This is a genomic window from Streptomyces sp. NPDC005863, from assembly GCF_042871345.1.
Lineage (GTDB): Bacteria > Actinomycetota > Actinomycetes > Streptomycetales > Streptomycetaceae > Streptomyces.
This window is the reverse complement of the sequence record NZ_JBIAII010000002.1, coordinates 777,789-801,105: the sequence shown is the minus strand read 5'-3', so window position 1 is coordinate 801,105 and position 23,317 is coordinate 777,789. Positions and strand designations below refer to the sequence as shown.

At 72.7% G+C, this 23,317-nt stretch carries 19 protein-coding genes; 10 read left to right on the top strand and 9 right to left on the bottom strand.

Annotation, left to right across the window (positions count from 1 at the left end):
• Positions 1 to 84 precede the first annotated feature (84 nt).
• The gene (locus ACFYO9_RS09480) at positions 85 to 1,062 is read left to right on the top strand and encodes an AsnC family transcriptional regulator (RefSeq protein WP_358776642.1); all 978 of its coding nucleotides are present in this window, start codon (positions 85 to 87) and stop codon (positions 1,060 to 1,062) included.
• A gap of 62 nt (positions 1,063 to 1,124) precedes the next feature.
• Here ACFYO9_RS09480 and ACFYO9_RS09475 read toward each other — a convergent pair whose 3' ends face one another.
• Positions 1,125 to 1,994, bottom strand: coding sequence for a LysR substrate-binding domain-containing protein (locus ACFYO9_RS09475; protein ID WP_358776641.1), 870 nt, complete (start codon positions 1,992 to 1,994; stop codon positions 1,125 to 1,127).
• A 258-nt stretch (positions 1,995 to 2,252) separates the two neighbouring features.
• Here ACFYO9_RS09475 and ACFYO9_RS09470 point away from each other — a divergent pair, with 258 nt between their 5' ends.
• Entirely contained in the window at positions 2,253 to 3,266 is a 1,014-nt protein-coding gene (locus ACFYO9_RS09470) for a bile acid:sodium symporter family protein (RefSeq protein ID WP_358776695.1), read from the top strand.
• On the opposite strand, the gene ACFYO9_RS09465 is transcribed toward ACFYO9_RS09470, so the two are convergent.
• The 3 genes from ACFYO9_RS09465 to ACFYO9_RS09455 form a co-directional block, all read right to left on the bottom strand.
• Complete coding sequence (locus tag ACFYO9_RS09465) at positions 3,202 to 4,455, bottom strand: DUF4185 domain-containing protein (RefSeq protein WP_358776640.1); 1,254 nt, start codon at positions 4,453 to 4,455, stop codon at positions 3,202 to 3,204. The genes ACFYO9_RS09470 and ACFYO9_RS09465 overlap by 65 nt on opposite strands.
• Positions 4,456 to 4,465: 10 nt before the next feature.
• A complete protein-coding gene (locus ACFYO9_RS09460) occupies positions 4,466 to 6,361 on the bottom strand; it encodes a sialidase family protein (RefSeq protein ID WP_358776639.1) in 1,896 nt (631 codons plus the stop codon).
• 202 nt (positions 6,362 to 6,563) lie between these two features.
• On the bottom strand, positions 6,564 to 7,487 hold the full coding sequence (locus tag ACFYO9_RS09455) for a zinc-binding dehydrogenase (protein WP_358776638.1): 924 nt from the start codon (positions 7,485 to 7,487) through the stop codon (positions 6,564 to 6,566).
• A 111-nt stretch (positions 7,488 to 7,598) separates the two neighbouring features.
• On the opposite strand from ACFYO9_RS09455, the gene ACFYO9_RS09450 reads away from it, so the two are divergent.
• Complete coding sequence (locus ACFYO9_RS09450; protein ID WP_355817128.1) at positions 7,599 to 8,048, top strand: MarR family transcriptional regulator; 450 nt, start codon at positions 7,599 to 7,601, stop codon at positions 8,046 to 8,048.
• A gap of 81 nt (positions 8,049 to 8,129) precedes the next feature.
• Here the strand turns inward: ACFYO9_RS09450 and fdhD are convergent, their stop codons facing one another.
• From fdhD to ACFYO9_RS09425, 5 genes are read right to left on the bottom strand one after another with little or no spacing between them, the layout of a single operon-like run.
• Positions 8,130 to 8,978, bottom strand: a complete 849-nt coding sequence (fdhD, locus tag ACFYO9_RS09445; RefSeq protein ID WP_358776637.1) for a formate dehydrogenase accessory sulfurtransferase FdhD — start codon at positions 8,976 to 8,978, stop codon at positions 8,130 to 8,132.
• A 7-nt stretch (positions 8,979 to 8,985) separates the two neighbouring features.
• On the bottom strand, positions 8,986 to 9,846 hold the full coding sequence (locus ACFYO9_RS09440) for a 2Fe-2S iron-sulfur cluster-binding protein (protein WP_358776636.1): 861 nt from the start codon (positions 9,844 to 9,846) through the stop codon (positions 8,986 to 8,988).
• Positions 9,843 to 11,837: an NADH-ubiquinone oxidoreductase-F iron-sulfur binding region domain-containing protein gene (locus ACFYO9_RS09435; RefSeq protein ID WP_358776635.1), complete on the bottom strand. Its 1,995-nt coding sequence runs from the start codon at positions 11,835 to 11,837 to the stop codon at positions 9,843 to 9,845. The genes ACFYO9_RS09440 and ACFYO9_RS09435 overlap by 4 nt, the downstream gene beginning before the upstream one ends.
• Positions 11,838 to 11,845: 8 nt before the next feature.
• Positions 11,846 to 13,801 carry a molybdopterin-dependent oxidoreductase gene (locus ACFYO9_RS09430; RefSeq protein ID WP_358776634.1) on the bottom strand — a complete coding sequence of 652 codons (1,956 nt, stop codon included), beginning with the start codon at positions 13,799 to 13,801 and terminating at the stop codon, positions 11,846 to 11,848.
• Positions 13,798 to 14,769, bottom strand: a complete 972-nt coding sequence (locus tag ACFYO9_RS09425) for a 2-dehydropantoate 2-reductase (protein WP_358706901.1) — start codon at positions 14,767 to 14,769, stop codon at positions 13,798 to 13,800. Before ACFYO9_RS09425 ends, ACFYO9_RS09430 begins: the two co-directional genes overlap by 4 nt.
• A gap of 357 nt (positions 14,770 to 15,126) precedes the next feature.
• On the opposite strand from ACFYO9_RS09425, the gene ACFYO9_RS09420 reads away from it, so the two are divergent.
• The 7 genes from ACFYO9_RS09420 (at position 15,127) to ACFYO9_RS09390 (ending at position 23,305) form a co-directional block, all read left to right on the top strand.
• Positions 15,127 to 16,074 carry a beta-ketoacyl-ACP synthase III gene (locus ACFYO9_RS09420; protein WP_358776633.1) on the top strand — a complete coding sequence of 316 codons (948 nt, stop codon included), beginning with the start codon at positions 15,127 to 15,129 and terminating at the stop codon, positions 16,072 to 16,074.
• A 156-nt stretch (positions 16,075 to 16,230) separates the two neighbouring features.
• Positions 16,231 to 16,908, top strand: coding sequence for a GntR family transcriptional regulator (locus tag ACFYO9_RS09415; protein ID WP_355817110.1), 678 nt, complete (start codon positions 16,231 to 16,233; stop codon positions 16,906 to 16,908).
• Between the two features lie 202 nt (positions 16,909 to 17,110).
• Entirely contained in the window at positions 17,111 to 18,292 is a 1,182-nt protein-coding gene (locus tag ACFYO9_RS09410) for an ROK family transcriptional regulator (protein WP_355817107.1), read from the top strand.
• A 157-nt stretch (positions 18,293 to 18,449) separates the two neighbouring features.
• Positions 18,450 to 19,967: a sugar ABC transporter ATP-binding protein gene (locus ACFYO9_RS09405; protein ID WP_358776632.1), complete on the top strand. Its 1,518-nt coding sequence runs from the start codon at positions 18,450 to 18,452 to the stop codon at positions 19,965 to 19,967.
• On the top strand, positions 19,964 to 20,983 hold the full coding sequence (locus ACFYO9_RS09400) for an ABC transporter permease (protein WP_358776631.1): 1,020 nt from the start codon (positions 19,964 to 19,966) through the stop codon (positions 20,981 to 20,983). Before ACFYO9_RS09405 ends, ACFYO9_RS09400 begins: the two co-directional genes overlap by 4 nt.
• Before the next feature lie 16 nt (positions 20,984 to 20,999).
• Positions 21,000 to 22,040 (top strand): substrate-binding domain-containing protein, encoded by a 1,041-nt coding sequence (locus ACFYO9_RS09395; RefSeq protein WP_358776630.1) that lies wholly within the window; start codon positions 21,000 to 21,002, stop codon positions 22,038 to 22,040.
• 47 nt (positions 22,041 to 22,087) lie between these two features.
• The gene (locus ACFYO9_RS09390; RefSeq protein ID WP_355817095.1) at positions 22,088 to 23,305 is read left to right on the top strand and encodes a Gfo/Idh/MocA family oxidoreductase; all 1,218 of its coding nucleotides are present in this window, start codon (positions 22,088 to 22,090) and stop codon (positions 23,303 to 23,305) included.
• Positions 23,306 to 23,317 lie beyond the last annotated feature (12 nt).

The following is a 23,317-nucleotide window of genomic DNA, read 5'->3' as shown; positions in this document are numbered from 1 at the left end:
TCGTACGATGAGGCAGCCGCCGGACGATCCCGGTGCCAGTGCACGGGCGGGCGGGCGGATTCGACATGGGGAGGGAGTTCGCCGGTGGAATCCGACGCCTTCGACGAGCTGGACCGGAAGCTGTTGCACGCCCTTGAGGTCGACGGGCGGGCCCCCTTCAGCCGTATCGCCGATGTCCTCGGCGTCTCCGACCAGACGGTGGCCCGGCGCTACCGCCGGCTGCGCGCCGAGGCGGGGCTGCGCGTCATCGGCGTACGCGACACCCGGCGGCTCGGCCGCGACGAGTGGATGCTGCGGCTGCGCTGCGCGCCCGACGGCGCGGAGGCCGTCGCGGCGGCGCTGGCCCGCAGGCCCGACACCGCGTGGGTCCACCTCACATCGGCCGGCACCGAAGTGGTCTGTCTGACGCTGCCGCGCACCGCGGGCGACTACGACGACCTGCTCTTCGGCAAACTCCTGCGCAGCCGCAAGCTCATCGAGGTCACCGCCCACCAGCTGCTGCACCGCTTCTACGGCGGCCGCACCGGCTGGATCGGCAAGCACCGGCCGCTCGCCGCGGACCAGGTCGCCGCGCTGCGTGCCTTCGTGCCCCCGGAGACGACGGGCCCGGTCCGCATCGCACCCGACGACGAGCCCTTGGTCGCGGCTCTGAAGGCGGACGGCCGCGCCTCCTACCCCGAACTGCAGCGCAGCACGGGCCGCTCCGAGTCCGCGGTGAAGCGCCGCATCGCCGCGCTGCTCGGTTCGGGCGCCCTCTACATCGACGTCGAGTACGACACCGCGCGGTTCGGGTTCACCACGGCCACCATGCTGTGGATCACGGTCGCGCCCGGCGCCCTGGACGCGGTGGGCCGGGCGATGGCCGAACACCCCGAGACCGCCCACGTCTCCGCGATCACCGGCACCGCCAACCTGATGGCGAGCGTCCTGACCCGCGACACCGCGGAGCTCTACGCCTATCTGAGCGGAGGCCTCGGGACGCTCGACGGCGTACGGCACGTCGAGTCGGCGCCGTATCTGCGCCGCTTCAAGGAGCTCACCTACCCGCGACCCCTGCGCTAGAGCTCTGGGGTGGGCCTGGTGCGGCGACGGGTCCCGCGGCGCCCGACGCGCTGCGCTGCTCGCTAGCGGCCGCCCCGGTGCAGCCGGTCGCCGCCCGCGAGGATCGCCGCCGCCAGCGCGTCCGCGGCCTCCTGCGCGGAGGCCCGCCGCTCGCCGTGCAGCAGCACGAAGTCGACCGAGCCCAGCTCCGGCAGCCCCGCCCGGTCCGGGACGCGGACGAGGCCCGGCGGGATAAGGCCCCGGGAGTGCGCCATCACGCCGAGGCCGGCGCGGGCCGCCGCCACCAGGCCGTTGAGGCTGCCGCTCGTACAGGCCACCCGCCACGCGCGGCCCCGCCGCTCAAGGGCCTCGAAGGCGAGGGCGCGGGTGATGCCCGGCGGGGGATAGACGATCAGCGGCACCGGGCGCTCGGGGTCGAGCCGCAGCCGTTCGGAGCCGATCCAGACCAGGTCGTCCTGCCAGACCAGCTCGCCGCGCGAGTCCTCCGGACGCCGCTTGGCCAGCACCAGGTCGAGCCTGCCCGCGTCCAGTTCCTTGTGCAGCGTGCCGGACAGCTCGACGGTCAGCTCCAGGTCGACGTCGGGGTGGTCGTGGCGGAACGACTCCAGGATGTCGGTGAGCCGGGTCAGGACGAAGTCCTCCGACGCCCCGAACCGCAGCCGCCCGCCGAGCCGCCTGCCGGTGAAGAACGCCGCCGCCTGCTCGTGCGCGGCCAGGATCCGGCGGGCGAAGCCGAGCATCGCCTCGCCGTCCTCGGTGAGCTCCACGCTGTGGGTGTCGCGGGTGAACAGCTGCCGCCCGGCGGCCTCCTCCAGGCGGCGCACGTGCTGGCTGACGGTCGACTGCCGCAGGTTCAGCCGCCGGGCCGCGCGCGTGAAGCTCAGCGTCTGCGCGACCGCGAGGAAGGTGCGGAGCTGCGAGGGGTCGTACACACGGACCAGGCTAACCCCGTCATCACACATCGCGATGACAGTCAGTGCGGTGTACGGGATTCCCGATCACCCGGGACGGGTGGATCATGGGAGGGGCACGTCCGAGGCGCATCCCAGGGCCCGCCCGACGGGGCCCGGCGCACCCCGACGACCCGCACGGCCAAGCGCCACCCGAACCACCCGTACCGCACGCACCACCCGTACCACCCCGCACCGAGCACATGGAGCACCGTGAAACGCCTGAAGTGGCCGTCCTGGATGCCGGTCGACCCCTACATCGTGGCGTTGCTCGCGACCGTGGGGCTCGCGGCCCTGCTGCCCGCCCGCGACACCGCCGCCGATGTGGCCTCCGGCGCCTCCACCGCGGCCGTCTCCCTGCTCTTCTTCCTCTACGGCGCCCGCCTCTCCACCCGCGAGGCGCTCGACGGGCTGAAGCACTGGCGGCTCCACGTCACGGTCCTCGCCTGTACGTTCGTCGTCTTCCCGCTGCTCGGACTCGCGGCGAAGGGGCTCGTCCCGTACGTCCTGACGCCCGCGCTCTTCAGCGGCTTCCTCTTCCTCACCCTGGTGCCCTCGACGATCCAGTCGTCCATCGCCTTCACCTCGATGGCCCGCGGCAACGTCCCTGCCGCGATCTGCGCGGGCTCCTTCTCCTCGCTCGCCGGCATCCTGCTCACCCCGCTCCTCGCGGCGGCGCTGCTCGGCGAGAGCGGCGGCGGGTTCTCGGGCGACTCGCTCGTCAAGATCGTGCTGCAGTTGCTCGTGCCGTTCCTCGCCGGGCAGTTCCTGCGCCGCTGGGTGGGCGGCTTCATCACGCGCCACAAGAAGATCCTCGGGTACGTCGACCGCGGCTCGATCCTCCTGGTCGTCTACACCGCGTTCAGCGAGGGCATGGTGCAGGGCATCTGGCACCAGGTGCACCCGGTGCGGCTGCTCGCGCTGCTCGGCGTCGAGGCGGTGCTGCTCGCGGTGATGCTGACGCTGACCTGGTACGGCGCGAAGCGGCTCGGCTTCGGACGGGCCGACCGGATCGCGATCCAGTTCGCCGGGTCGAAGAAGTCCCTGGCCGCCGGACTGCCCATGGCGAGCGTCCTGTTCGGAGCGGACGCCTCCCTCGCGGTGCTGCCGCTGATGCTCTTCCACCAGATGCAGCTGATGGTCTGCGCGGTCATCGCCAAACGCCGCTCGCGCGATCCCCAGGAGTGCGTCAGCGAGTCGCCGCGAGACGCAGGGACACGAACCGCGGTCGGTACAGCGACACGTTCCGGGTGACGTTGGCCTGTGCGGTCGTGGGCGTCGCGTTGAGCCAGTTGACGTCGTAGCTGAGGACGATCCGGCCGTCGCCGCCGAGCGCCGGGTGGGCCTGCGGGTTGTACGCGGCGGTCTCCTGCTGCGGGTTGCCGTCCCGGGGCAGTGGCGCCTCGAAGGCCTTGGCGGGGCCGTGCCAGGGGCCGGTCGGGGAGCACGACCAGTACGAGGCGACGGTGGTCAGGCCCTCGGTGCCCGCGGCCATGGTGAACAGGACGTACGTGCCGTCGTCCCGCACCACAGTGAACGCGCTGCCCACCCCCTTGCGCCCGCCGTCCCCGAGCACGGACCGCGACGTCACCCCGTGCCCCCACTCCTCGCCGTCCCAGTACTCCCATGCCGAGGCGTCGGCGAGCCTGCCGTGCGGGACGCGCGCCACATGGGCGTGGGAGGAGGGGCGGGCGGCCGCCTGGGCGTCCGTGCCGCCGAAGACGTACGTCCAGCCGTCGTCGTCGACCGTCGTCGTGCCGTACAGGACCCGCTTCTGCGGGTCGGCCACCGCCTGCTGGTCGGAGACCTTCACGACGGACTCGACGCGCAGCTCCGGCAGGGAGAGGGTGGCGACCTCCGTGGCGAGCGGGACGCCGTAGATCCACGGGCCCTGGCTCGCCTGCCGGGTCCACAGCAGCACCCGCACGACCCGCTCGTCGGCGCCGGGGGAGCGGGGCTCCACGCGGGCCGCCACCGGCCAGCGCCACTGCTGCGGCGCCGGATCGGGGAAGAGCGGCGCGGCGAGGGTGCGCTGCAGGGTGCCCGAACGGGACATCACCACCGCGGAGTTGCGGACCATCGGCGTGTTCGCGTCGCGCCAGGTGTGCGGCTGGCCCACCGGGTTGGGGGGCGCGTGGACCTGGCCGAGGAAGGTGTCGGAGAACAGCCACAGCACCCGCCCGTCCGGCAGCCGCACCGAGTGGGTGCCGTCGCCGCCGGTCCAGTCGTCGGTGCGCGCCGTGTCGTCGCCGTACCGTGCGAACTCCGCGGTGGCCGCGTCGTCGGCGCTCCAGGAGGCCACCGTACGGGGGCGGCACGCCGCGTCGCCCTCCCGGTCGTCGTCCGGGAGGGCGATGAGCAGCACGGCCGCGCAGGCCAAAACCAGCAGCAGGACCGGCCAGATCCTGCGCGGCCCCGGGGCGGAACGTTCGCGGGCGGACACGCCCGGGACGTTAGTTGCTGCCGCGCACGTGGTCCATGGGGAGCCGGAGCACGGTGTCCCGTGTCACAGCGGCCCCTTCCGTACGCAGGGCTTCCATCCGGTCGTCGTCCAACGCCTCGTCGTACACGCGGACTTCGTCGATGGTTCCGGTGAAGTAGGCCCGGCTGTCCATGCGTTGGCCGATGTGCACGCCGAAGGGGGAGTTGCGGCTGACCGAGCCCGGCACGTCCGGGGCCTCCACCCGCTCCCCGTCCAGGAAGAGCGTCAGGCGTCCGTCGCCGCGGCGCAGGGCGACATGGTGCCACTGGCCGTCGTTGTACGCGCCGGTGGTGCGCACGGACGCCGACCTCGGGGGCGCGGCGCCCTCGCGCGTGGTGATCAGGCCGGTGACCCGGTTGCTTGCGGGCTCGCCGCGCAGCCACACCTGCGGCTGGTTGGTGCCAATGCCGCCCATCCAGAGCAGCGGCTGTTCGCCGGTCGTGGCGGAGTAGCGGAACCACAGCGAGGCGGTGAAGTCGCTTGTGCCGAGCGGCAGTTGGCGCCGAAATGGCAGCCGTACCGCGTCGTCGGTCCCGTCCAGGGCGAGCGCTCCGCCGAACCGTCCCTCGGTCGTGCGCGCCCCGCCCAGCACCGCCGCGGGACGGGCGCCCGGCGCCCGGTCGGGGGTGGTCGGGTCCGGGCCGCGGCGCGGCGCGAGCCACTCCTCGGTGAAGCGGGCGAAGCGGATCTCGTCGCGCGCGTCGACGGCGCCGCCCTCGTACAGCAGCCCCCCGTGCGCGCCGTCGGCCCGCACCAGGTCGGAGTAGCCCGACCAGTCGGTGGTCACCGTCGTGCCGCGGTCGACGCTGTCCCAGGTGCGGCCGCCGTCGTAGGAGGAGCGGATCTGCATCGTGCGGCGCCGGTCGGGGTCGGCGGGGCAGGCGAGCAGCATCCGCTTGCCGAACTGCAGTGTGGAGCCCTGCACTTGAGGCGTGTACAGATCGGGGATCGCCCGGAACGGCGCGGCGAAGGAGCTCCCGCCGTCGTGGCTGACGGTGTGCGTGCGGTGGCCCAGGTCCGTGCCGTCCTGCTCGCGGCCGCTGACGTAGAGCGTCCCGTCGGGCCGCTCGGTGATCGTCATCTCGGACGGCTTCTGCCGGAAGGTGCCGTCGGCCGGTATCGGGTAGGAGTCCCTGGCACCGATCCTCCAGTGGTCGCCGCCGTCGTCGCTGACGACCAGCGCCGCGTGGTTGGCGGTGACCCGACTGCCGTCCCACGTCTCGGTGTTGGCGGTGAGGACGAGCCGGCCCGCGTGGCGGCCGCGGGTGAGCTGCAGCCCGTGCACGGGGCCGGTCGCGTACCACGAGTTCCAGTCCTTCGGCAGGATCTGGTCGCTCAGGTCGCGCGGCGCCGACCAGCTGCGGCCGTCGTCGTCGCTGTACTGCAGGTGGGGGGTGCGGTCGCAGGGGATGGTGCAGTTCTGCGCGTCCGTGCGGCCGGTGTTGTGCGTCTCGGCGAGGAGGATGCGACCGGTCCTGCGGTCCACGACGGGGGCGGGGTTGCCGTGGGTGTCGCCCGCGCCCTCGGTGACCACCTGGAGCGGGCCCCAGGTCCGGCCGCCGTCGTGGGACCGCTTGACCACGATGTCTATGTCGCCCGCGTCGCCGCAGTTGTTCACCCGTCCCTCGGCGAAGGCGAGGAGCGTGCCCTTGGCCGTCCGCACCACGGCGGGGATGCGGTAGCAGGCGTAGCCGGGATCCTGTGAGGCCTTGAACAGCACCTGCTGCTCGAAGGCGGGTGCCGGCACGGCCGCCGCCCGTGCCGCCCGCGCCGAGGGCGCGGGCAGCAGGGCGCCGACGGCGACGGCGGTCAGCAGGGCCGTGGCGGCGCGGAGCGGTCTCAGACGTGCACGGAGGCTCGATGGCATGGTGCGGTCCGCCTTTCGGGCGACGGCGACTCATGGCGAAGAGGGGCCGGGGCGAGGCGCCCCGGTCCCGGACCCGGGATGACGGTCAGTCAGGTCGTACGGTTATGTGGACATCGCGTATGCGGACATCCTGACATCCCACGTCCCATGTGCGTGGCACAGACGCTACGTGGGGCTCTCGGCCACCCACAAGGAGCAGGCGTCACGGGATCAGGACGACCTTGCCCCGGTTGGCCCGCGCCTCGATCACCGCGTGCGCCTCTGTCGCGTCCTCCAGGGCGAACTCCCCGTGCACCACGGGCCGCAGCGTGCCCGCCGCGTGCAGTTCCCACAGCTCGCGCCGCCACGCCTCGTACACCCGCGGCCGGCCGCGCGCGATCAGCGCCATCTGGAACCCGATGACGGACTTCGCGCCGACGAGCAGGTCGTACGCGGCCACCGTGCCGCCGCCCGAGCTGTACGCCACGAGCCGACCGTGCGGGGCGAGGGAGCGGACGGCGGGTGTGAGCAGCTCGCCGCCGACCGCGTCCAGGACGTAGTCCACGGGCTCGCCCCACTCCGCCCGGTCGTACGTGACGACTTCGTCGGCGCCGAGTCCGCGCACGAAGTCCGCCTTGGCGGCGTCCGACACGGCGGCCACGACCCGGCCCGCGCCCTTCGCCCGGGCCAGCTGCACGGCGAGGTGCCCGACGCCGCTCGCCGCCGCGGTGACGAGCGCGGACTCGCCGGGCGCGGGGCGGGCCGCTTCGAGGGCGCCGCGGGCGACGAGGCCGGAGCGGACCAGCGCGACCGCGTCGACGGCGCTCGCGCCCTTGGGCACGGGGGAGGCCGTCGTGGTGTGCAGCAGGGCGTGGTCGGCGTACCCGTGCCCGAAGACCAGACCGGTCACCCGGTCGCCCGGCGCGTAGGCGGTGACGCCCTCGCCGAGCGCGACGACCGCACCGGCGACCTCTCCGCCGAGCGGGATCGGCGGGCCCTCCCCGCGGACCTTGCGGACCACGGGCAGGGTGACGCCGACCGCCTCGACCCGCACCAGGAGCTCGCCGGGCCCCGGTTCGGGGACGGGGACCTCCTCCAGGAACAGGACCTCGGGTCCACCGCTGCGCTCGTACCGGACGCGACGCATCCGACCACCTCCAGACGCCAGAAACCGTTGGGACTCCCAACGACTCCGCACTGTAGACCGGAAACCGTGGGGAAGTCCAACGATTACGCGATCCTTGGCTAGGCTGCTCCCATGGCCACGACACCGCCCGCCCCCAGCACGATCCGCACCCTCCCCAGCTGGCTGCTCGGCCGCGCGGCCGCCCGAGGCCGCGGCCTGGTCGCCGAGGCGCTGGCGCGCGAGGGGCTGAAGATGTGGCACCACGTGGTGCTGTGCGCCGTCGCCGACCTCGGCCCGCTCGCCCAGGCGGAGCTCGGCCGGAGCGTCTCGCTCGACCCGAAGGACATGGTCGGCGTCCTGAACGACCTGCAGGCCGACGGGCTGATCGAACGCGCACCCGACCCCGCGGACCGCCGCAAGAACGCGATCACCATCACCGCGCGCGGCAGGCGGACCGTGCGGCGGTGCGCCGAGGCGGCCGAGCAGGCCAACGCCGAACTCCTCGCGCCCCTCTCGGCGGCGGAACGCGAACAGTTCCTCGCCCTGCTGGTCCGGGTCTCGGGGGTCGAGGCGCAAGACTGAGGCGGGGGCAGGGGGCCCGGCCGGCGCAGGGGGCGCTCCCCGCCGGCCGGGGCGCCGCCGCCGTGTGGCGGGCGGCCCGGGTCAGCCCTGGGAGGCCGCGGCCCGCAGGGCGACGCGGTGCTCGCCCGCGTACACGTTCATGGAGGAGCCGCGCAGGAAACCGACCAGCGTCAGTCCCGTCTCGACGGCCAGGTCCACCGCGAGCGAGGACGGCGCGGAGACCGCGGCCAGCATCGGGATCCCCGCCATCACGGCCTTCTGGGCGAGCTCGAAGGAGGCGCGGCCGGAGACGAGCAGGACCGCGCGGGAGAGCGGAAGCCGGCCCTCCTGGAGGGCGCGGCCGACGAGTTTGTCGACGGCGTTGTGCCGCCCCACGTCCTCGCGCAGGTCGAGGAGTTCGCCCTCCTCGTCGAAGAGCGCCGCGGCGTGCAGCCCCCCGGTCCGGTCGAAGACTTGCTGCCGCGCGCGCAGCCGGTCGGGGAGGCTCGCGAGCAGCTCGGTGCCGAGCCGGACCGGGGGAGCGTCGGTTATCGGGAAGCGCGCGGTGGTGCGGACCGCGTCCAGGCTCGCCTTGCCGCACAGGCCGCACGAGGACGTGGTGTAGACGTTGCGCTCCAGCGTGATGTCGGGGACGACGACGCCCTCGGCGGTTCGCACGTCGACCACGTTGTACGTGTTCACGCCGTCGGCGGTCGCGCCGGCGCAGTACACGATCGACTGGAGCTCGTCCGCGGCGCCGAGCACGCCCTCGCTGACCAGGAACCCGGCCGCGAGCGCGAAGTCGTCACCGGGCGTGCGCATGGTGATGGCCAGCGGCTTGCCGTTGAGCCGGATCTCCAGGGGTTCCTCGGCGACCAGGGTGTCGGGCCGCTCCGAGACGTGCCCGTCCCGGACCCGGATCACCTTGCGTCGCTCAGTGACTCGTCCCATGTGTCGATCAGTCCCGGTTCTGTACGTGCTGGTAGCCGAAGCGGCCCTTGATGCAGAGGTTGCCGTGGGTCACCGGGCTGTCGTGCGGCGAGGTGACCTTCACGATGTCATTGTCCTGCACGTGCAGGGTCAGGCTGCAGCCGACTCCGCAGTAGGCGCAGACCGTCGTCGTCTCCGTCTGCGCCGCCTCGTCCCAGGTCCCCGCCGTCCGCATGTCGAACTCCGACTTGAAGCTGAGGGCGCCCGTCGGGCACACCTCGATGCAGTTCCCGCAGTACACGCACGCCGAATCGGTCAGCGGCGCGTCGTGCTCGACGGCGATACGGGCGTCGAAGCCGCGGCCCGCCACCGCGATGGCGAAGGTGTTCTGCCACTGGTCGCCGCACGCGTCGACGCACTTGTAGCAGAGGATGCACTTGTCGTAGTCACGCACGTACAGGTCGTTGTCGACCCGGGGCTCCTCGTTCAGGCGCGCGGCGCCCGGGCCGAAGCGGTCCGGCTTCGCCTCGTACTCCTTGAGCCATCCCGCCACCTTCGGCGTCGTCGACAAGTCGACGGAGGAGGCGAGCAGTTCGAGGACGAGGCGGCGGCTGTGCCGGGTGCGCTCGGTGTCGGTGCGGACGGTCATGCCGGGCTCGGCCCGGCGCGAGCAGGCCGGGGCGAGGGTGCGGGCGCCCTCCACCTCGACGACACAGACCCGGCAGGCGTTCTTGGGGGCCAGGGTGTCGCCCTCGCAGAGGGTCGGGACATCCTTTCCCGCGGCGCGGCAGGCGTCCAGGAGCGTCGCCCCTTCCGGCATCCTGGCCTCCTGTCCGTCCAGGGTGAACTCCACGAGGCGGCGCGGCGGTTGCAGAGGTACGGCGGTCATGCATACGCCCCCAGACGGTCGATGGCGGATTCCACGGCGTTCCACGCGGTCTGGCCGAGACCGCAGATCGAGGCGTCCCGCATGGCCCGCCCCACGTCGCGCAGGAGCGCGATGTCGCCGGCCGCCTCGGCGCCGGTCCGCCGCAGGAGCCGGTGCAGGGCCTCCTCCTGGCGTACGGTGCCGACCCGGCAGGGCACGCACTGCCCGCACGACTCGTCCCGGAAGAACTCCGCGATGCGCAGCAGGACGCGGGGGAGCGGCACCGTGTCGTCGAGGGCGAGCACGACGCCCGAGCCGAGGGTGGCGCCGGCGGCGCGGGTGCCCTCGAACGTCAGCGGGATGTCCAGCTCGTCGGGGCGCACGAAGCCGCCCGCGGCGCCGCCGAGCAGGACCGCGCGGAGGTTGTCCGGCTTCCCGGCGAGGCCGAGGAGTTCGCCGAGCGTGGCCCCGAACGGCAGTTCGTAGACGCCGGGCCGCGCCACGCTGCCGGAGACGCAGAACAGTTTGGGCCCGGTCGACTGCCCGGTGCCGATGGCGGCGTACGCCTGGGCGCCCATCGTCAGGATCGGCAGGACGTTGACGAGGGTCTCCACGTTGTTCTCGGCGGTGGGCTTGCCGAACAGGCCCTTCTCGACCGGGAAGGGCGGCTTGGACCGCGGCTCGCCCCGGTACCCCTCGATGGAGTTGAAGAGGGCGGTCTCCTCGCCACAGATGTAGGCGCCCGCGCCCCGCCTGATCTCGATGTCGAAGGCGTACCCCTGGCCGAGCACGTCGTCGCCGAGCAGACCCCGCGCGCGGGCCCGGTCGATCGCGTGCCGCAGCCGCCGCAGGGCGCGCGGGTACTCGCCGCGCAGGTAGAGGTAGCCCAGGTGGGCGCCGGTCGCGTACCCCGCGATCGTCATCGCCTCGATCAGGGCGTACGGATCGCCCTCCATGAGCACCCGGTCCTTGAAGGTGCCGGGCTCGGACTCGTCGGCGTTGCAGACGAGGTGGTGCGGGTGGTCCGGCCGGGCGGCGGTCGCCGCCCACTTGCGGCCCGTGGGGAAGGCGGCGCCGCCCCGGCCGACGAGCCCCGACTCGGTGACCTCCCGGATGACCTCGACGGGACCGATGGCGAAGGCGCGGCGCAGGGCGGTGTAGCCGCCGTGGGCGCGGTAGTCGTCGAGGGAGGCGGGATCGACGGTGCCGATCCGGTGCAGGAGCAGCAGGCTCGCGCGCCCTGGGTGGTCGGGGTGGTCCGGGCGGTCGGGGTGGCCAGGGTGGCCCGCCTGGGGGACGGACAGGGCGGCCGGGGGTTCGGCGGGGGCGAGTTCGGGGTTGGTCGCCGCGGCGGCGAGGGCCTCGGGTGTGGCCGGGGCGATGGTCGCGGTGGCGTGGGCCCTCTCCCCGCTCCCGCCCCCACCCGAATCCAGCGGCTCCGCCGCCACGGGGCTCTGCCCCCGGACCTTCGATCGCGCCGCGCGCTCGTCCTCACGCGCCGGACCGGCTGAAGCGGGCGCCCCCGCCCGCACCACCATCGCCGCCGGAGCCCGCTCGCACACCCCCAGACAGGGGCTCGCCTCCACCGCCACCCCCGGCGCGGAGCGCAACCGCTCCGCCACCTCCCCGCACAGCGCCGCGCCCCCGCACGCCAGATCCGTGCACACCCGCACCACCGTCGCCGGCCGCGGACGTACCGAGAACATGGAGTAGAACGTGGCCACCCCGTACCCCTCCGCCGGCGGCACCGTCAGCCGCCGGCACAGGTAGTCGAGGCCACCCTCGCTGATCCACCCCACCCGGTCGTTGAGCGCGTGCAGCCCCGGCAACAGCTGGTCGCGCCGGTCCCTGGCCGCCCGGCCGCCCCGCGCCCAGCGCAGCTCCGCGCCGTCACCGTCCGCGCTCCGACCGGCGGGGAGCTCCTCAAAAGCGGATCCGGGCGGGCCGAGCACGGAGTCGACGGCCGCCCGCTCCTCGTCCGTCGGCTCGCTGTCACCGAAGTGCAGATCCATACGTCACCTCACCTCACCGGTGCGGACAGCTTGTCGATGCGTATCGCCGAGGCCTTGAACTCGGCCGTGCCCGCGATCGGGCAATTCGCCTCGATCGTCAGCCGGTTGGTGTCGACCTCGTCGGGAAAGTGCATGGTCATGAAGGCCAGGCCGGGACGCAGGCCCGGGTCGATCCAGACCGGCGCCGTCACCGTCCCGCGCCGCGAGGAGACCTGCACCTCCTCGCCCGTCACGACGCCGTACCGCTCCGCGTCCTGCGGGCACAGCTCGACGTACTCGCCGCGGCGCAGCGGCGAGGCGTAACCCCCGCTCTGCACACCGGTGTTGTAGGAGTCCAGGCGCCGCCCGGTCGTCAGCCGGATCGGGTACGCCTCGTCGGTGACGTCGACCGGCGGATTGTGCTCGACGAGCCCGAACGGCGCGAGCGGACCGCGCCGTACCGGATCCGCGTCCCACAACCTGCCGTGCAGATACGGCGGTTCGAGTCCGTCCTCGTCGGGGCAGGGCCACTGAATGCCCCGCAGCGCGTCGAGCCGCTCGTACGTCATGCCGTGGTGATCCGGCGAGAGCGCCCGCAACTCGTCCCAGACCGCCCGCGCGTCGGCGTACTTCCAGTCGTGGCCGAGCCGCCTGGCGAGGTCGCACAGGACGTCGATGTCCTCGCGCGCCTCGCCGGGCGGCCGCACCGCCGCCCTGACCCGCTGCACGCGCCGCTCGCTGTTGGTCGTCGTGCCGTCCGTCTCCGCCCACGCGGCGGTCGCCGGCAGCACCACGTCCGCCAGCTCGGCCGTCTTCGTCAGGAAGATGTCCTGCACGACGAGGAAGTCCAGGGCGCGCAGCCGCCGCAGCGCCTGTTCGCTGTCCGCCTCGGACTGCGCGGGGTTCTCGCCGATGCAGTAGACGGCCTTGAGGGTGCCCTCCTCCATCGCCTCGAACATCTCGGTGAGCGTCAGCCCGTACCGCGGCTGGATGACCGTGTGCCACGCCGACTCGAACTTCCGCCGGGTGTCCGGGTCGCGCGGGTCCTGGAAGCCCGGCAGGCGGTTGGGGATGGCGCCCATGTCGCCGCCGCCCTGCACGTTGTTCTGGCCGCGCAGCGGCTGCAGCCCCGAGCCGTAGCGGCCCACGTGGCCGGTCAGGAGCGACAGGTTGATCAGCGCGCGCACGTTGTCCGTGCCGTTGTGGTGCTCGGTGATGCCGAGCGTCCAGCACAGCTGCGCCCGTTCGGCGCGTGCGTAGGCGTGCGCCAACTCCCTGATGGCCGCCGCCGGTACGCCCGTCACCTGCTCGGCGAGCGACAGCGTCCACGGCTCGACGAGGGCCGCGTAGTCGTCGAAGCCGGTGGTCGCCCGCTCGATGAACGCGTGGTTGGCCAGGCCCGCGTGGATGATCTCGCGGCCGATCGCGTGCGCCATCGGGATGTCCGTGCCGACGTCGAGGCCCAGCCAGCTCTCCGCCCACTCCGCGGTCTTCGTGCGGCGCGGGTCGACCGCGGACATCCGGGCGCCGTTGCGGATGCCCTTGAGGACGTGCTGGAAGAAGATCGGGTGCGCGAAGCGGGCGTTGGAGCCCCACATCACGATCACGTCGGTGTGCTCGACCTCCTCGTACGAGGAGGTGCCGCCGCCCGAGCCGAACGCGGCCGACAGACCGGCGACGCTGGGCGCGTGGCAGGTGCGGTTGCAGGAGTCGACGTTGTTGGTGCCCATCACCACGCGGGCGAACTTCTGTGCCACGTAGTTCATCTCGTTGGTCGCGCGGGCGCAGGAGAGCATCCCGAAGGCGCCGCGGGCCCGTTCGAACCCGGCCGCCGTGCGGGTCAGCGCCTCCTCCCAGGTGGCCCGGCGCAGCGGTCCGTCGCGGGCGTCGCGGACCAGCGGGTGGGTGAGGCGGGTGTACGTCTTGGGGGTGCGGGTCCTGGCCTTGCGGGCGTCGGTCCCGCGGGCGTCGTCACGTGGGCTCATGCGGCGGTCCTCACTGCGAGCAGGTCCGAGATGGCGTGCACGGTGCGCAGCGTCGGCACCGGCACGCCGGTGATGTCCGCCAGCTCGACGACGGCCGCGAGCAGCACGTCGAGTTCGAGCGGCTTGCCGCGCTCCAGGTCCTGGAGGGTGGAGGTGCGGTGGTCGCCGACCCGCTCGGCGCCGGCGAGGCGCCGCTCCACCGAGATGTCCGGCTTGCAGCCGAGGGCGGCGGCGACGGCGAGCGTCTCGTTCATCATGATCTCGATGACGCGCCGGGTGCCGCCGTGCCGGCACATCTCGGCCATGGTGGCGCGGGACAGCGCGCTGATCGGGTTGAAGGAGATGTTGCCGAGCAGCTTGATCCAGATGTCGCCGCGCAGTTCGGGCTCGACCGGGCACTTGAGGCCGCCCGCCACCATGGCCTCGCTGAACGCCGTGCACCGCGCCGAGCGGGACCGGTCGGGCTCGCCGACGGAGAAGCGGGTGCCCTCCAAGTGGCGTACGACGCCCGGGCCTTCGAGCTCGGTGGCCGCGTAGACGACACAGCCGATCGCGCGTTCCGGCGCGAGGACCGCGCTCACCGCGCCGCCCGGGTCGACGCTCTCGACGCGGTGGCCCTCGTGCGGGCCGCCGTGCCGGTGGAAGTACCACCAGGGGATGCCGTTCTGCGCGGCGACGACCGCGGTGCGCTCGTGCAGCAGCGGCGCGATCAGCGGCCCGCACGCCGCGTACGAGTGGGCCTTCAGGCCCAGGAAGACGAAATCGACGGGGCCGATCTCGGCCGGGTCGTCGGTGGCGCGGGCCCGCGCGGTGAAGTCGCCGCGCGGGCTCAGCACCCGGACTCCGTGCTGCCGCATGGCCGCGAGGTGCGGTCCACGGGCGACGAGATGGACGTCGGCGCCCGCGCGGTGCAGCGCGGCTCCGACATAGGCGCCGATCGCACCGGCACCGAGGACTGCGACTTTCACGGTGGGCGCTCCGTTCGGTTGAGGGATCCGAGGAACGTGAGGGGCGGCGAACGTGTGCCGCAGGACGCGAGGAAGAACGTCTACGGAATATTGTCTACAGTATGGAAGTTGGGCCAGCAAGGGTTAGCGCAGCACCGCGTCCGCCGGGCGGCGGATGACGCACTCGCACACAAGGTCACACCCCTCTGCGGAGGGTGACCGGATCATGAGAAGCATCCAAACCCCGCGCCCCTTTCCTGTCGCATCACGTGCACGGTTACTCACCGGTCGCTGACCAGACTGGAGGGTCCCGCACCTCCGGCACCCGATTCCGGCACGCGGTTTCCGCACCACGTCCGCACCAAGGGGGACCCGTCCATGCACGGCTCGCGCATCGCCGCTGTCGGCCATTACCAGCCCGCCAAGATCCTCACGAACGAGGAGCTCGCGGGCATGGTCGACACCAGCGACGAGTGGATCCGGTCCCGGGTGGGCATCCGCACCCGCCACGTCGCGGGCCCCGAGGAGCCGGTCGACGAGCTGGCCGCGCACGCCGGCGGCAAGGCGCTCGCGGCCGCGGGCCTGCCGCCCGAGGCGATCGACCTGGTCCTGGTCGCCACCTCCACCGCCATCGACCGCTCCCCGAACATGGCGGCCCGGGTCTCCGCCCGGCTCGGCATCCCGGGGCCGTGCGCGATGGACGTCAACGTCGTCTGCGCGGGCTTCACGCATGCCCTCGCCACCGCCGACCACACCCTGCGGGCCGGCGCCGCCACCCGTGCCCTGGTCATCGGCGCGGACAAGATGACCGAGGTCACCGACTGGACGGACCGCACCACCTGCGTGCTGACCGGCGACGGCGCGGGCGCGGCCGTCGTCGAGGTGTGCGGACCCGGCGAGGAGCCCGGCATCGGCCCGGTGCTGTGGGGCTCGGTGCCCGAGATGGGCAACGCCGTCCGCATCGAGGGCACGCCCCCGCGCTTCGCCCAGGAGGGCCAGAGCGTCTACCGCTGGGCGACGACCCAGCTGCCCCCACTCGCCCGCGCGGCCTGCGAGCGCGCCGGGCTCACCCCGGCCGACCTCGCCGGAGTCGTCCTGCACCAGGCCAACCTGCGGATCATCGAGCCGCTCGCCGAGCGCATCGGCGCCGTGAACGCCGTCGTCGCGCGGGACGTCGTCGACTCCGGCAACACCTCGGCGGCGAGCATCCCCATGGCCCTGTCGAAGCTCGTCGAGCGCGGTGACCTCCGCTCCGGCGACCCGGTGCTGCTGTTCGGCTTCGGCGGGAACCTCTCGTACGCGGGACAGGTCGTGCGCTGCCCCTGACGCGGCCCCGCAGGCCCGCGCGATACCCAAGAACGGGTCATGTGATGCCCATGAATGAGTCATGTGCGGCGGTGTGATCGGCTCAACTCGCCCTGGTGCTGGCCCCTCCGGCTCGTAGACTGTAGACAAAAGGCAATCGTCGAGGAGGGGACCGCGATGTTGTCCACTGGACTGCCGCAAGGGGCGGTGCCCAAACTCGAACGCCCGGGACCGCTCCGGGAGCGGGTCTACGAGGCGCTGCTCGAACTGATCACCACCCGCTCGCTGCAGCCCGGCCAGCACCTGGTCGAGAGCGAACTCGCCGGCCACCTGGGGGTCTCCCGGCAGCCGGTGCGCGAGGCGCTGCAACGGCTCAACACCGAGGGCTGGGTCGACCTGCGGCCCGCCCAGGGCGCGTTCGTGCATGAGCCGACCGAGCAGGAGGCGGACCAACTCCTCACCGTACGCACCCTGTTGGAGGCCGAGGCCGCACGCCTCGCCGCCGCGAACACCGGCACCGCCGGCATCACCGCCCTCGACGAGCTGTGCACCCGCGGCGAACAAGCGGTGGCCGACGGCGACGTGGACCAAGTGGTCACCCTCAACGCGGCCTTCCACGCCAAGGTGATGGAGCTCGCGGGCAACGTGGTCCTCGCCGAGCTCGCCGGGCAGGTGGACCGCAGGGTCCGCTGGTACTACACGCCGGTGGCCCGGCAGCGCGGCAGCCAGTCCTGGCTGGAGCACCGCGAGCTGATCGCGGCCATCGCCGAGCGCGACGAGCGGCGCGCCACGGACATCATGCGGGCCCACACCGAGCACACCCGGCGCACCTACCACCAGCGCGAGACGGGCTGAGCCCCGCGGCGCGCGTGCCGCTCCCCTTTGTCCTGTGACTGGAGAAAGTCATGGGTAATTCCTGCGCAACTTCTTCCCAGCCCCGACAGGCGCTGCTACGTTCCCCTCGAAAGCTTGAAGGAAGCCCGAAGGCGACGGCACGGAAAGCCTGACGGCAACGGCATGGGAAGCCCGATGAGGCGGGGAGGGGCGCGTGAGACGTATGACGGCTCGACCCGCCAATGCGCACCAGGCGCGCTTGCTGCGGCTGCTGCGCGACGGAGGACCCAACTCCCGCGCCCAGCTGGGCGATCAGGTCGATCTCTCCCGGTCCAAACTGGCCGTCGAGGTCGACCGGCTCCTGGAGACCGGACTCGTGGTCGCCGACGGGCTCGCCGCCTCGCGCGGCGGCCGCAGGTCCCACAACATCCGCCTGGCCCCGGCCCTCCGCTTCCTCGGCGTGGACATCGGCGCGACCTCGATCGACGTCGCGGTGACCAACGCCGAGCTGGAGGTACTCGGCCACATCAACCAGCCCATGGACGTGCGCGAGGGCCCGGTCGCGGTCTTCGAGCAGGTCCTCGCCATGGCGGCCAAGCTCAAGGCCTCCGGTCTCGCGGAAGGGTTCGACGGCGCCGGCATCGGCGTCCCCGGCCCCGTCCGCTTCCCGGAGGGCGTGCCGGTCGCGCCGCCGATCATGCCGGGCTGGGACGGCTTCCCCGTACGGGAGGCGCTCAGCCAGGACCTCGGCTGCCCCGTCATGGTCGACAACGACGTGAACCTGATGGCGATGGGGGAGCAGCACGCGGGCGTGGCACGCTCCGTGGGCGACTTCCTCTGCGTCAAGATCGGCACCGGCATCGGCTGCGGCATCGTCGTCGGCGGTGAGGTCCACCGCGGCACGACGGGCAGTGCGGGCGACATCGGCCACATCCAGTCCGAACCGGACGGACGCCCCTGCGCCTGCGGCAACAAGGGCTGCCTGGAGGCCTACTTCAGCGGCGCGGCGCTCGCCCGCGACGCCGAGGAGGCGGCCAGGGAGGGGCGTTCGGCGGAGCTCGCCACCCGGCTCGACGAGGCGGGGCGGCTCAGCGCCGTCGATGTCGCGGCGGCCGCGGCGGCGGGAGACGCCACCGCGCTCGACCTCATCCGCGACGGCGGCAACCGCACCGGCCAGGTCATCGCGGGCCTCGTCAGCTTCTTCAACCCCGGCCTCGTGGTGATCGGCGGCGGCGTGACCGGCCTCGGCCACACGCTGCTCGCCGCGATCCGCACCCAGGTCTACCGCCAGTCGCTGCCCCTGGCGACCGGCAATCTCCCCATCGTCCTGGGCGAGTTGGGCCCCACCGCCGGAGTCATCGGCGGCGCGCGGCTCATCAGCGACCACCTGTTCTCACCGGCCTGACGGGCCGGCGACACCTACCACCGGTACGTACGGAACGCGGCGACATCGCGCCTCGCTCTGTCATGCCCTGCTCAATAGCGCAATCACCGTCACCTCTCTCTTCGCCCTGCCCTGAATCCGCCCTGCCCTGCTGCGGCCGCCGCCGAGGGGAACCGTCATGGCACCCGAACCACCCCTGCTCACCATGTCCGGCATCACCAAGTCGTTCCCCGGCGTCCGCGCCCTCGACGGCGTCGACCTGCGGGTCCAGGCCGGGGAGGTGCACTGCCTCCTGGGCCAGAACGGCGCCGGGAAGTCCACCCTCATCAAGGTCCTCGCGGGCGCCCACCAGCCCGACGACGGCGAGATCACCTGGCGCGGCGCACGCACCACGCTCAAGTCGCCCATCGCCGCCATGCGGCTCGGCATCGCCACCATCTACCAGGAACTCGACCTGGTGGAGGGGCTGTCCGTCGCCGAGAACGTCCACCTCGGGCATGAGCCGACCGCCGCCGGGTTCGTCGTCCGCGGCCGGGCGGCGCGGGCGTCGACGGCCGCCCTGCTCAAGCGGCTCGGGCACGGTGAGATCGACCCCGGCCGGCTCGTCGGCGACCTCTCCGCCGCCCAGCGGCAGATCGTCTCGATGGCCCGCGCCCTCTCCCACGAGGTCCGCCTCATCGTCATGGACGAGCCGTCCGCCGCCCTCGACCCCGACGAGGTCGACAACCTCTTCCGCATCGTCGGCGACCTCACCGCGGACGGCGTCGCCGTCATCTACATCTCCCACCGCCTGGAGGAGATCCGCCGCATCGGCGACCGGGTCACCGTCCTCAAGGACGGCCGCGCCGTCGCCGGCGGGCTCCCCGCGAAGTCCACCCCCACCAAGGACGTCGTGGCACTGATGACGGGCCGCAACGTCGAGTACGTCTTCCCCGACCGGCCCGCCGAACCACCCACCGCACCCCCGGTGTTGACCACGCGCGGCCTCTGCCGGGAAGGCGAGTTCGCGCCCCTCGACCTCGAACTGCGCCCCGGCGAGATCGTCGGCCTCGCCGGACTCGTCGGCTCGGGGCGCTCCGAGATCCTGGAGACCATTTACGGCGCCCGCAAGCCCAGCTCCGGTCAAGTCAGCGTCGACGGCAGGGTGTTGCGGCCCGGCAGCGTCCGGGCCGGCGTCCGCGCCGGGCTCGGACTCGCCCCCGAGGAACGCAAGGCACAGGCCCTCCTCATGCTGGAGTCCGTTACCCGCAACGTCTCGGTCTCCTCCATGTCCCGCTTCAGCCACGGCGGCTGGCTCGACCGGGGCGCCGAACGCGTGGCCACCCGCGCCGCGACGCGCGAGCTGTCCCTGCGCCCCGACGAACCCTCCGTCCCCGTGCGCACCCTGTCCGGCGGCAACCAGCAGAAGGCCGTCCTGGCCCGCTGGCTGCTGCGCGGCTGCCGCGTCCTGCTCCTCGACGAGCCCACCCGCGGCGTCGACGTCGGCGCCCGAGCCGAGCTGTACGCGGTGATCCGCCGGCTCGCCGACGAGGGCCTCGCCGTCCTCCTCGTCTCCAGCGAGGTGCCCGAGGTGCTCGGCCTCGCCGACCGCGTCCTGGTGCTCCGCGAGGGCCGCGTCGTCCACACCGCACCCGCCCGTGACCTCGACGAACACCGCGTACTCGACCTCGTCCTAGAAGGGAGCCCGGCGGCATGACCCAGCCGGCACCGGCGGCCGAGGCCGCCACCCGCAAGACCGCACCCGCCGACAACGGCCGCCCGTGGCGCGCCACCGTGGCCCGCGTCGACGTGCGGACGCTGTCCCTGCTCGGTGTGCTCGCCGTGCTGATCCTGATCGGCGGCATCACCCAGCCCGACTCGTTCCTGGACACCGACAACGTCCAGCTGATCCTCACCCAGGCCTCCGTCATCGGCGTCGTCACCGTCGGCATGACCTTCGTGATCATCTCCGGCGGCATCGACCTGTCGGTCGGCGCGATCGTCGCGCTCGCCTCGGTGTGGGCGACGACGGTCGCCACCCAGGAGTACGGCTTCGCCGGCATCCTCTTCACCGCCGTACTCGTCGGCATGGGATGCGGGCTGGTCAACGGCCTGCTCATCGCGTACGGCGGGATCGTGCCGTTCATCGCCACCCTCGCCATGCTGGCCTCCGGCCGCGGCCTCGCCCTGCAGATCACCGACGGAAAGACCCAGATGGTCACCGTCGACGGCGCCCTCAGCCTCGGCGAGCGCGACTCCTACATCCTCGGCATCCCGCCGCTGGTCATCGTCTTCGCCGCCGTCACCGTCGTCGGCTGGCTGCTGCTCAACCGCACCACCTTCGGGCGCCGCTCGGTCGCGGTCGGCGGCAACGCGGAGGCCGCCCGGCTCGCCGGCATCGACGTCCGCAGGCAGCGGCTCTACCTGTACCTGCTCTCCGGCCTGTGCTGCGGCATCGCCGCCTTCTTGCTGATCGTCCTGGCCGGTTCGGGCCAGAACACCAACGGCAACCTGTACGAACTCGACGCCATCGCCGCGGTGATCATCGGCGGCACCCTGCTCAGCGGCGGCCGGGGCACCATCACCGGCTCGGTGCTCGGCGTGCTGATCTTCACCACGATCCAGAACATCTTCGCGCTCAACAACCTGGAGACCGCGACCCAGCAGATCGCCAAGGGCGCGATCATCGTCGCCGCGGTGCTCGTCCAACGACGTACGGCCCACACATCCTGAGCTGAGGGGTTCACCCATGCCAACCAACACGAGCCGCAGAGGACTCCTCTTCGGAGCCGCCGCGCTGTCCTCCGGGGCGCTCCTGACGGCGTGCACCAGCAACGAGTCGAAGGACGACGACTCCGACGACAGGTCGCAGCAGGTCGCCGACGACAAGCCGGGCAAGAAGGTCACCATCGGCTTCGCGGGCCCCCAGGCCGACCACGGCTGGCTCAACGCCATCAACGACAACGCCAAGAAGCGGGCGGAGAAGTACCAGGACGTCACGCTGGAGGCCACCGAGGGCTCCAACGACACCGCGGCCCAGATCGGCCAGGTCGAGACGCTCATCAACAAGAAGGTCGACGTCCTGGTGATCCTGCCGGCCGACGGCAAGGCCCTCACCCAGGTCGGCCTGAAGGCGATGAAGGCCGGCATCCCGGTCGTCAACCTCGACCGCGTCTTCGCCACCCCGCAGGCCTACCGCTGCTGGATCGGCGGCGACAACTACGGCATGGGCCTGAGCGCGGGCCACTACATCGGCGAGAAGCTCAAGGGCAAGAAGAACGCACGCGTCGTCGAGCTCGCGGGACTCGACAACCTGGAGCTCACCAAGCAGCGCTCCAAGGGCTTCGACGACGCCCTGAAGAACTACTCCAACATCGAGAAGGTCGCCCGCCAGGCCGCCGACTTCACCGTCGAGTCGGGGCAGTCGAAGATGTCGCAACTCCTGCAGGCGCAGAAGAACTTCGACGCCCTGTGGAACCACGACGACGACCAGGGCGTGGGCGCCCTGCGCGCCATCAAGCAGGCGGGCCGCGACGACTTCCTGATGGTCGGCGGCGCGGGCGCGCTCTCCGCGATGCAGGCCATCGAGCAGGACAACAGCGTCCTGAAGGCCACCGTCCTCTACCCGCCCACCATGGCCGCCTCCGCCATCGACCTGGCCCGCGCCCTCGGCCAGGGCAAGGGGATCGGCGGGATGGCGGAGTTCGAGATCCCCTCGTTCGTCACCTGCTACTCCGCCGTCGTCGACAAGGACAACGTCGGCCAGTACATGTCCACCGGCTTCAAGTGACGCGCACGCCCGCACCCCCCACCGAGCGATTACCAGGAGGAGTACGCATGCGTGAGACGGAAACCGAGGCAGGGCCCGATTCCGGGCCGGCCGGCAAGCGGCCGCTGGGAGTGGGCATGGTCGGCTACGCCTTCATGGGCGCCGCCCACTCCCAGGGCTGGCGCACCGTGGGGCGCGTCTTCGACCTGCCGGTGCGGCCGGTGCTCTCGGCCGTCTGCGGCCGCGACGGCGGGGCCGTGCGCGCCGCCGCCGACCGGCTCGGCTGGGCCGCCGCCGAGACCGACTGGCGCGCCCTGATCGCCCGCGAGGACGTCGACCTCGTCGACATCTGCACGCCGGGCGACAGCCACGCGGAGATCGCCGTCGCCGCCCTGGAGGCGGGCAAGCACGTGCTCTGCGAGAAGCCGCTCGCCAACACCGTCGAGGAGGCCGAGGCGATGGCCGAGGCCGCCGAACGGGCCCGCGCCCGGGGGCAGGTGGCCATGGTCGGCTTCAACTACCGCCGCGTTCCGGCCCTCTCACTCGCCAGACGGATGGTCGCCGAGGGCCGGCTCGGCGCACTGCGCCACGTACGCCTGACGTACCTTCAGGACTGGCTGGTGGACGCCGGGTTCCCGCTCACCTGGCGGATGCAGAAGGACCGGGCGGGGTCCGGGGCGCTCGGCGACCTGGGCGCGCACATCGTGGACCTCGCGCAGTTCCTGGTCGGTGAGCCGGTGGCCGGGGTGTCGGCGCTCACCGAGACGTTCGTCCGTGAACGCCCGCTCCTGGAGGGCGCGTCCAGTGGCCTCACCGCCGAGGCCGGCAGCCGGGTCGGCCCGGTCACGGTCGACGACGCGGCCGTCTTCACCGGCCGTTTCGCCTCCGGCGCCCTCGCCTCCTTCGAGGCCACCCGCTTCGCCGCAGGCCGCAAGAACGCCCTGCGGGTCGAACTCAACGGCTCCGACGGCTCGTTGGCGTTCGACCTGGAGCGCCTCAACGAGCTCTCCTTCCACGACCACACCGAGCCCGCCGCGTCCTCCGGCTTCCGCCGCATCCTCGTGACCGAGCCGGAACACCCGTACCTGGAGGGCTGGTGGCCGCCGGGACACGGTCTCGGCTACGAGCACACCTTCGTGCACCAGGCCCGCGACCTGCTGCTCGCCATCGCCGAGGGGACGCGGCCCGAGCCCTCCTTCGCCGACGGGCTTTGCGTGCAGCGCGTGCTCGCCGCCGTGGAGGAGAGCGCGGCGAAGAACTCCGTGTACACGCCGATCCCCGCCTGATCCCGCCGATTT

What these genes read in the sequence shown, in the direction of transcription:
- ACFYO9_RS09470 (WP_358776695.1), top strand. Translation starts at nt 2,253, where the DNA reads ATGCCGGTCGACCCCTACATCGTGGCGTTGCTCGCGACCGTGGGGCTC.
- ACFYO9_RS09460 (WP_358776639.1), bottom strand. Translation starts at nt 6,361, where the DNA reads ATGCCATCGAGCCTCCGTGCACGTCTGAGACCGCTCCGCGCCGCCACG.
- ACFYO9_RS09455 (WP_358776638.1), bottom strand. Translation starts at nt 7,487, where the DNA reads ATGCGTCGCGTCCGGTACGAGCGCAGCGGTGGACCCGAGGTCCTGTTC.
- ACFYO9_RS09450 (WP_355817128.1), top strand. Translation starts at nt 7,599, where the DNA reads ATGGCCACGACACCGCCCGCCCCCAGCACGATCCGCACCCTCCCCAGC.
- fdhD (WP_358776637.1), bottom strand. Translation starts at nt 8,978, where the DNA reads ATGGGACGAGTCACTGAGCGACGCAAGGTGATCCGGGTCCGGGACGGG.
- ACFYO9_RS09440 (WP_358776636.1), bottom strand. Translation starts at nt 9,846, where the DNA reads ATGACCGCCGTACCTCTGCAACCGCCGCGCCGCCTCGTGGAGTTCACC.
- ACFYO9_RS09435 (WP_358776635.1), bottom strand. Translation starts at nt 11,837, where the DNA reads ATGGATCTGCACTTCGGTGACAGCGAGCCGACGGACGAGGAGCGGGCG.
- ACFYO9_RS09430 (WP_358776634.1), bottom strand. Translation starts at nt 13,801, where the DNA reads ATGAGCCCACGTGACGACGCCCGCGGGACCGACGCCCGCAAGGCCAGG.
- ACFYO9_RS09420 (WP_358776633.1), top strand. Translation starts at nt 15,127, where the DNA reads ATGCACGGCTCGCGCATCGCCGCTGTCGGCCATTACCAGCCCGCCAAG.
- ACFYO9_RS09415 (WP_355817110.1), top strand. Translation starts at nt 16,231, where the DNA reads ATGTTGTCCACTGGACTGCCGCAAGGGGCGGTGCCCAAACTCGAACGC.
- ACFYO9_RS09410 (WP_355817107.1), top strand. Translation starts at nt 17,111, where the DNA reads ATGACGGCTCGACCCGCCAATGCGCACCAGGCGCGCTTGCTGCGGCTG.
- ACFYO9_RS09405 (WP_358776632.1), top strand. Translation starts at nt 18,450, where the DNA reads ATGGCACCCGAACCACCCCTGCTCACCATGTCCGGCATCACCAAGTCG.
- ACFYO9_RS09400 (WP_358776631.1), top strand. Translation starts at nt 19,964, where the DNA reads ATGACCCAGCCGGCACCGGCGGCCGAGGCCGCCACCCGCAAGACCGCA.
- ACFYO9_RS09395 (WP_358776630.1), top strand. Translation starts at nt 21,000, where the DNA reads ATGCCAACCAACACGAGCCGCAGAGGACTCCTCTTCGGAGCCGCCGCG.
- ACFYO9_RS09390 (WP_355817095.1), top strand. Translation starts at nt 22,088, where the DNA reads ATGCGTGAGACGGAAACCGAGGCAGGGCCCGATTCCGGGCCGGCCGGC.